Consider the following 6,022-nt stretch of genomic DNA (forward strand, 5'->3'; position numbering starts at 1 on the left):
GGGCAGGGCGTAGCGGCCGCCGAGGTAGGCGGCGGCGAGCTTGGCCTGCGCCTCCACGACCGGCAGCGCCGCGCCGGTGGACTGCATCAGGCCGACGAAGGCCAGTGTCGGGTCCTTGAGGTGGAACACCCGCTGGTAGAGCGGCAGCGCCTCGGGGTCGTCGCCGAGCCAGTCGCGGTCCAGGAACGGGATGGTCACGCGGTAGCCGGTGGCCCACACGATCACGTCGACGTCCTCGGCGGTGCCGTCGGTGAAGGCCACCCTGCCGCCGTCGAGCCGCTCGACGCCGGGACGGGCGGCGACCTCGCCGTGGGTGAGCCGGTGCAGGATCGTGTCGCTGATCGTCGGGTGGTTCTGGAAGAGGCCCCCGGCGGGCCGCGGCAGGCCGTAGCTCTCCGGGGTGCCGACCGCGAGCCGCAGCATGGTCTGCGCGATCGTCTGCCGGATGCGCCACGGCAGCACGGCGAGCGCTCCGCCGGTCGCGTCCGCGGGACGGCCGAAGAGGTACTTGGGGACGATGTGCGCGCCGTGCCGGGCCGACAGGAGCACCGGCCCCTCGGAGACGTAGGACGCGTCCACGGCGATGTCCATGGCCGAGTTGCCCATGCCGACGACGAGGACGCGCTTGCCGGCGAACACGTCGGGGTTGCGGTAGTCGTGGGCGTGCATCTGCACGCCGTCGAAGGTGCCCGGGTAGGCGGGGGACGGCCACCTGGGGTCCCAGTTGTGGCCGTTGGCGACGACCACCGCGTCGAACTCCCCGGTCGTCGTGGCGGTCCCGTCCTGCGCCTCGACCTCCCAGACCGGGCCGGTGCGGCGCACGGCGGTGACGGTCGTGCCGAACCGGATGCGGTCGGTGACGTTGAACTTGTCGGCGTAGTCAGCGAGGTAGCCGGCGATCATCGCCGCCGACGGGTAGTCCGGCCACCGCGCCGGCATCGGGAAGTCGGCGAACTCGGTGCGGCCCTTGCTGGTGTTGAGGTGCAGGCTGTCGTACGCCGGCGACGTCCCGCCGGGGGCGTCCTGCGCCCACAGCCCGCCGGGCCGGTCGCCCCGCTCCAGGACGGTGACCTCCAGCCCGTGGTCGAGCAGTGCCTTGGCCGCGGACAGCCCCGCCGCCCCGGCCCCGATCACCGCCACCCTCGTCGCGCCCATGCCGGGTCCTCCCTTCGTCGAGGGCGCTCATTCAATCAATTGATGGAAAGCAGTGCAATACCTGCTGACCTGGTCTTTTCGCCTCCATCAATTGATTGCATCGGGTCTCGGTCGTCCGGTACGCTCGGGCGCATGAGCGCCCAGTCCGACGACGGTCCCAGCCGCAGCGAACGCATCCTGGAGGCCGCCACCCGGCTGTTCGCCGAGCGCGGGTACGACGCCACCAGCACCCGCGCGATCGCGGACGCCGTCGGGCTCAACATCGCCACCGTCGCCTACCACGTCGGCGGGAAGCCCGAGCTGTACCGCGCGGTGATGCGCCGCGCCCACCTGGCCCAGCGCGACGTCGTCATCGCCGCGCTCGGGCAGCTCAACACCTGCGGCTCCTCGGCGGAGGAGACCCGGGCCGCGCTGCTCGGCTTCGTCGACGCCTACCTCTCCTTCTGCCTGAGCCGTCCCGAGGTCGCGGCGCTGTGGATCCGCCGCTGGCTGTCGGAGGGGGCGGACGTGACGGACATAGAGACCGAGTTCGCCGGCCCGCTCATCGCCGAGGTCGCGACCGCCGTCCGCGCGGTGCTCGACCGCGCCGGCATCGGGGCCGGGGTGGACGTCGAGATGCTGACCTTCACGATCGTGTGGACCGCGCACTCCTTCGGCCAGGCCGGGATCATCGACCCCGCAGGACGCCGGGTGGGCCCGCGCGACCTGGCCGTCCTCGACCGCTTCCGCGCCAACCTGCACGCCGTCGTGACCGGCGTCCTGGACCAGAAGAGCTGAACCCGGGCCGGGAGCCGCTCACTGCCGCGATCCGGGCGACGCCTCAGGGGCGTTCTTCAGGCCGGTGCTTCGCTTTGTCGGCCAGGCCGAGGGAGGTGCGGAGGCGTGACAGGGCCGCCGACGTGACGGGGACGACGGTGAGGACGAACGTCACGGCCTCGGTGAGGCCGGAGCGCGCGGACTGCCAGGTGAGCCACAGCAGCATCGGGGCCACCAGCGTCCATGCCCGCAGACGTGTGCGGAGCGGCACCGCGAGGAGGCGCGCGGCGGTGGGACGCCACAGGATCCAGGCGAGCGCGGGAAGGGCGAGGAGCAGTTCGGCGAGGTAGGCGCGTCGGCCCCGCGGCAGGACGGCCAGCTCGGCGCGCCACTCGTCCAGGTAGCGGGCCCGTGCGCGGGGAGGCAGGACCAGCGAGGCCAGCCGGACGGCCTGGAACCCGGTGCCGGGACCGAGGCGCGCCCGCGCCAAGGCCTCCAGCTCCTCGGCGATCGGCGGCGGGGCGACCCGCTCGGCGACGTCCTTGAGGACTTCGAGGGTGTGCAGCGCCTTGGCGTGCCGCTTCGCGGGCGGAAGGGGATCGAGCGTGCGCATGTTGTGCAGGCGGTCGAGCACCTTCAGGAGAAGGACGCGCTCGTCGGTCGGCGGAGTCCCGAACCGGTCCAGCCGGTCGAGCCCTTCGACCAGGTCGGCGATCTCGTGGCCGAAGCGGGCGCGCAGCTCGTCGAGGTTCACCGGGGTGTCCTCGGGCACGTCGTGCAGCAGGGCGGCGCAGACGACCTGGTGGTCGGCCCCGGACTGCGCGGCCAACAGGGCCACCTGGACCGGGTGGGTGATGAAGGGGTCGCCGTTGCGGCGGTACTGCCCGGCGTGCGCCCGCTCGGCGACGGCATGCGCGCGTTCGACCTCCGCCAGTTCCTCGGTGCTCAGGCGCGGACGCAGCTGCTGGAGGAGCGCGGTGCCGCCGTCCATGCTCACCATGTCAGGCCTCCCGCAAGACTGGCCGCGGACGGCGGGTGACCCGGGCCAGCTCCGTCCGGGCGCGCGCGGCGCCGTCCCGGGTCAGCCGGTAGTAGCGGCGTGGCGGACGTCCCGGCACCGGGGTCTCCCACCGGCTCTCCAGCCAGCCGTAGTTCTCCAGCTCCGCCAGCCGGGGGTAGAGGGTTCCGTTGCCCAGCCCGGTGGCCTCGCGCAGCTCCAGCCCGTAGTACTCGCGGGACGGATCGGCCAGCAGCGCTTCGAGCACCCGCACCGTCGGCCTGGTCATCCGCGGCTTATCCGACATAGGTCGAGTATGTGCGGCCGGGCGTCCCGGCCCTACTCACCGGCGCGCCACGCGTTCCTTACCTGCCGCTTGCCGTGCGGCGGGGACCGCAGGCCCCGGAACGGGGGGCGGGGCCTGCGGGGCGTGGCCGGGGTTACGGGATGATCTGGTCGGCGGTCGTCCAGTCCGTCACGATCGCGTGCTGCGCGGCGGCGAGGGTGACCTGGTCGGCGCAGACGGCCTTGTACAGCTTGAACTCGATGCCGTCCTTGGGGTTGGGGGAGCCGCCCGGCTCGGGCCACAGGTTCAGCGGGTCGCGGGGCGCGCCGCCGAGGCTGAGCGGGATGAAGTGGTCCTCCTCGTAGGAGGACGTGCTGGTGTCGCTGTAGCCGTACTCGATGATCTGCTGCTTCTTCAGCGCCGTGGTGTAGGACGACGGCGGGCGGATCGACCCGGAGTAGCCCCCGACGCAGATGGTCTGGTGGATGGTCGCCTGCGTCACGTCCGGGTTGAGGGCGCCGGGCGTGCAGTTCGGGTCCGGGTGCGTGGTCGCCGGGTCGAGGCTGGAGGCGTGGCAGTAGCCGGGCGGGAACGAGCTGGGAGCGAGGGGGGCGGCGGTCGCGGGGCTCGTGACGGCGGCCGCGACGCACGCGGCTGCGCTGAGCACGGCCAGGGCCTTGGCGGTGTGGACGTGAAGGGGCACGTCGACTCCCTGGGTGTCGAGCCGCCGACCTTTGCGCGGCGGCTGAAACGTTCAGGAGCCTGACGTGTCCACATCACCAGGAGATGTACGGATTGTTAAGGGGATTCGTCCGCTATGGACGTCCAGCCGGTGTGCCAGGCGCGCGTCACCGTGCGTGAGAACGAACTCACCCGCCGGCGGTTCGGCCCGCCGCGAGTTCGGCCACGAGCCGTTCCGCGAGCGGCACGGGGACGCCGTGCCGTCCGGCCGCCCGCAGCAGGGCTCCGCCGATCGCGTCGAGTTCCAGCGGACGGCCCGCCTCCGCGTCCCGTTGCATGGAGGACTTGCTGCCGGGCGGGAAGGCGTCGTAGCGCGCCAGGACCTGGGCTGGGTCCATCGGCGCGCCGCAGGCCCGGCTCACCGCGGTGGTCTCCTCGACCAGCGCCTCCAGCTCCGCGCGCCGCTCGGTCCGGACGCCGCCGATCGGAAGCCGGTACCGGGTGGTGAGCAGGGCGAAGGGGGCGAGGAACGCGAGCTTCGCCCACAGGACGGCGTCCTCGCCCGGCACGACGCGAGTGGTCGCGCCGGCCGCGGTGAGCAGCGCGGCGAGCGGAGCGAGACGCTCTTCCGTCCCCGCGAGATCGATCTCGGTGAACGGGCTGCCGTGCTCGATGACGCCGGGCGCGGTGCGGGTGGACTCGACCCGGATCACGGCCGGCACCACCCGCCGCGCTCCGAACCGCGCCCGCAGGCCGTCGGTGTGCTCGATGCCGTTGAGCAGGGGCAGGACGCGGCCGGTGCCGAGGTGTTCGGCGGGGACGCGGTCGAGCGCCGAGTCGAGCGCGGTGTGCTTGACCGTCACCAGGCACAGGTCGACGGGTTCGCGCAGGCGCGTGTCCGCTTCGACCTCGGCGGTGAAGTCGCCGAACTGTCCGCTGCGCACCCGGATGCCGTCACGGCGCAGTATGCCGGTGGTCTCCTCGCCCGCTATGCAGATCACGCGGTGCCCGGCGCGGGAGAGCAGCGCGGCGAGCAGGCCGCCGACCCCTCCCGGGCCGAGGACCGCGACTGTCGCGGGAACGGGGATCGCGGCGGAGCCGCTGGTGACCGTTGAGCTGTCGTGCACGGGTTTCCTCTCTGGATCAGCGGGTCGGCCCCCGTCCCTCCCGCCGCCCCTGCCCCGCGCGGAACGGCAGGAGGGGGAGAGACGGGTGGCCGCCCTTCCCAGCGATGATCGCGAGAGAGGAAACCCCAGTCAATCCTCGGGTTACCTTCGGAACACCCAAGGGATTCCTTAACCCTTACGCGGTAGCTTGGCCTCCGTGTCCATGACTTTCGACGACCTGCGCGTGTTCGTGGCGGTCTGCCGGGCGGGCAGCCTGAGCGCCGTCGCCCGGGACCTCTCCTGCACCCAGTCCGCGGTGAGCCAGCACGTCAAACGGCTGGAGCGGGCCACCGGGGTGCGCCTGCTGGAACGCCGTCCGCGCGGAGTCGTGCCGACTCCGGAAGGGCTGGTGCTCCAGGCGGCGGCCCGCGAAGGGCTCGCCGGTCTCGACTCGGCCCTGCGCCGGCTCGGCGAGCTCGCCCGCGGCGAAGCCGGGTCGGTGCGGGTGACCACGGGATCGACCACGGTGCGGCACTTCATGTCCGAGGCGGTCGTCGCGTTCCGCGAACGCCACCCAGGAGCGAGCCTGGAGTTCCGTACCGAGACCTCCAGCCGCAGTTGCTTCGACGCGCTCACCGAGGGCGCGGTCGATCTGGCGTGGGTCACCATCGGCGTCCCGGTGCGGGGGATCGAGCAGCGCCCCGTCGTCGAGCTGCCCTGGGTGCTGGCGGTCCGGGAGGACGACCCGCTCGCGCGCCGGACGTCGGTCCCGGCCGCCGACCTCGCCGGGATCCGGCACATCCGGCTCCCGGAGAACTCCTCCTCCCGTGCCCACCTGGACACCGCCTTCGCCCGCCTCGGTGTCCGCCTCAGCTCGGACACCGGCGTCGCCGACTGGGACACCGCCATCCTGCTGGCCGAGCTCGGCGTCGGGCACGCCGTCGTCCCGGCCCTCCCCGGGCAGGACGCGCCCGGGGGCCCGCTGAGGTTCCTGCCCCTGCCGGACCTGCCGCCGCTGCCGGTCGGCTGGGCGGTCCGGAG

At 73.1% G+C, this 6,022-nt stretch carries 7 protein-coding genes; 2 read left to right on the plus strand and 5 right to left on the minus strand.

Going from position 1 to position 6,022, the window contains the following annotated elements:
- On the minus strand, positions 1 to 1,155 hold a 1,155-nt coding region (locus tag AB0J52_RS23650; protein WP_500184205.1), incomplete at its 3' end, for a flavin-containing monooxygenase.
- 132 nt (positions 1,156 to 1,287) lie between these two features.
- On the opposite strand from AB0J52_RS23650, the gene AB0J52_RS23655 reads away from it, so the two are divergent.
- The gene (locus AB0J52_RS23655) at positions 1,288 to 1,932 is read left to right on the plus strand and encodes a TetR/AcrR family transcriptional regulator (protein WP_500184206.1); all 645 of its coding nucleotides are present in this window, start codon (positions 1,288 to 1,290) and stop codon (positions 1,930 to 1,932) included.
- 43 nt (positions 1,933 to 1,975) lie between these two features.
- Here AB0J52_RS23655 and AB0J52_RS23660 read toward each other — a convergent pair whose 3' ends face one another.
- From AB0J52_RS23660 to AB0J52_RS23675, 4 genes are all read right to left on the minus strand, one after another.
- On the minus strand, positions 1,976 to 2,911 hold the full coding sequence (locus tag AB0J52_RS23660; protein WP_500184207.1) for an HD domain-containing protein: 936 nt from the start codon (positions 2,909 to 2,911) through the stop codon (positions 1,976 to 1,978).
- 1 nt (position 2,912) lies between these two features.
- Complete coding sequence (locus AB0J52_RS23665; RefSeq protein ID WP_500184208.1) at positions 2,913 to 3,197, minus strand: PadR family transcriptional regulator; 285 nt, start codon at positions 3,195 to 3,197, stop codon at positions 2,913 to 2,915.
- Between the two features lie 151 nt (positions 3,198 to 3,348).
- On the minus strand, positions 3,349 to 3,897 hold the full coding sequence (locus AB0J52_RS23670) for a hypothetical protein (RefSeq protein WP_500184210.1): 549 nt from the start codon (positions 3,895 to 3,897) through the stop codon (positions 3,349 to 3,351).
- Positions 3,898 to 4,063: 166 nt separating this feature from the next.
- Positions 4,064 to 5,002 (minus strand): ketopantoate reductase family protein, encoded by a 939-nt coding sequence (locus AB0J52_RS23675; protein ID WP_500184212.1) that lies wholly within the window; start codon positions 5,000 to 5,002, stop codon positions 4,064 to 4,066.
- Positions 5,003 to 5,204: 202 nt separating this feature from the next.
- Here AB0J52_RS23675 and AB0J52_RS23680 point away from each other — a divergent pair.
- On the plus strand, positions 5,205 to 6,022 hold an 818-nt coding region (locus AB0J52_RS23680; protein WP_500184214.1), incomplete at its 3' end, for a LysR family transcriptional regulator.

Source organism: Spirillospora sp. NPDC049652 (genome assembly GCF_040675125.1).
GTDB lineage: Bacteria > Actinomycetota > Actinomycetes > Streptosporangiales > Streptosporangiaceae > Spirillospora.

What these genes read in the sequence shown, in the direction of transcription:
- AB0J52_RS23655 (WP_500184206.1), top strand. Translation starts at nt 1,288, where the DNA reads ATGAGCGCCCAGTCCGACGACGGTCCCAGCCGCAGCGAACGCATCCTG.
- AB0J52_RS23660 (WP_500184207.1), bottom strand. Translation starts at nt 2,911, where the DNA reads ATGGTGAGCATGGACGGCGGCACCGCGCTCCTCCAGCAGCTGCGTCCG.
- AB0J52_RS23665 (WP_500184208.1), bottom strand. Translation starts at nt 3,197, where the DNA reads ATGACCAGGCCGACGGTGCGGGTGCTCGAAGCGCTGCTGGCCGATCCG.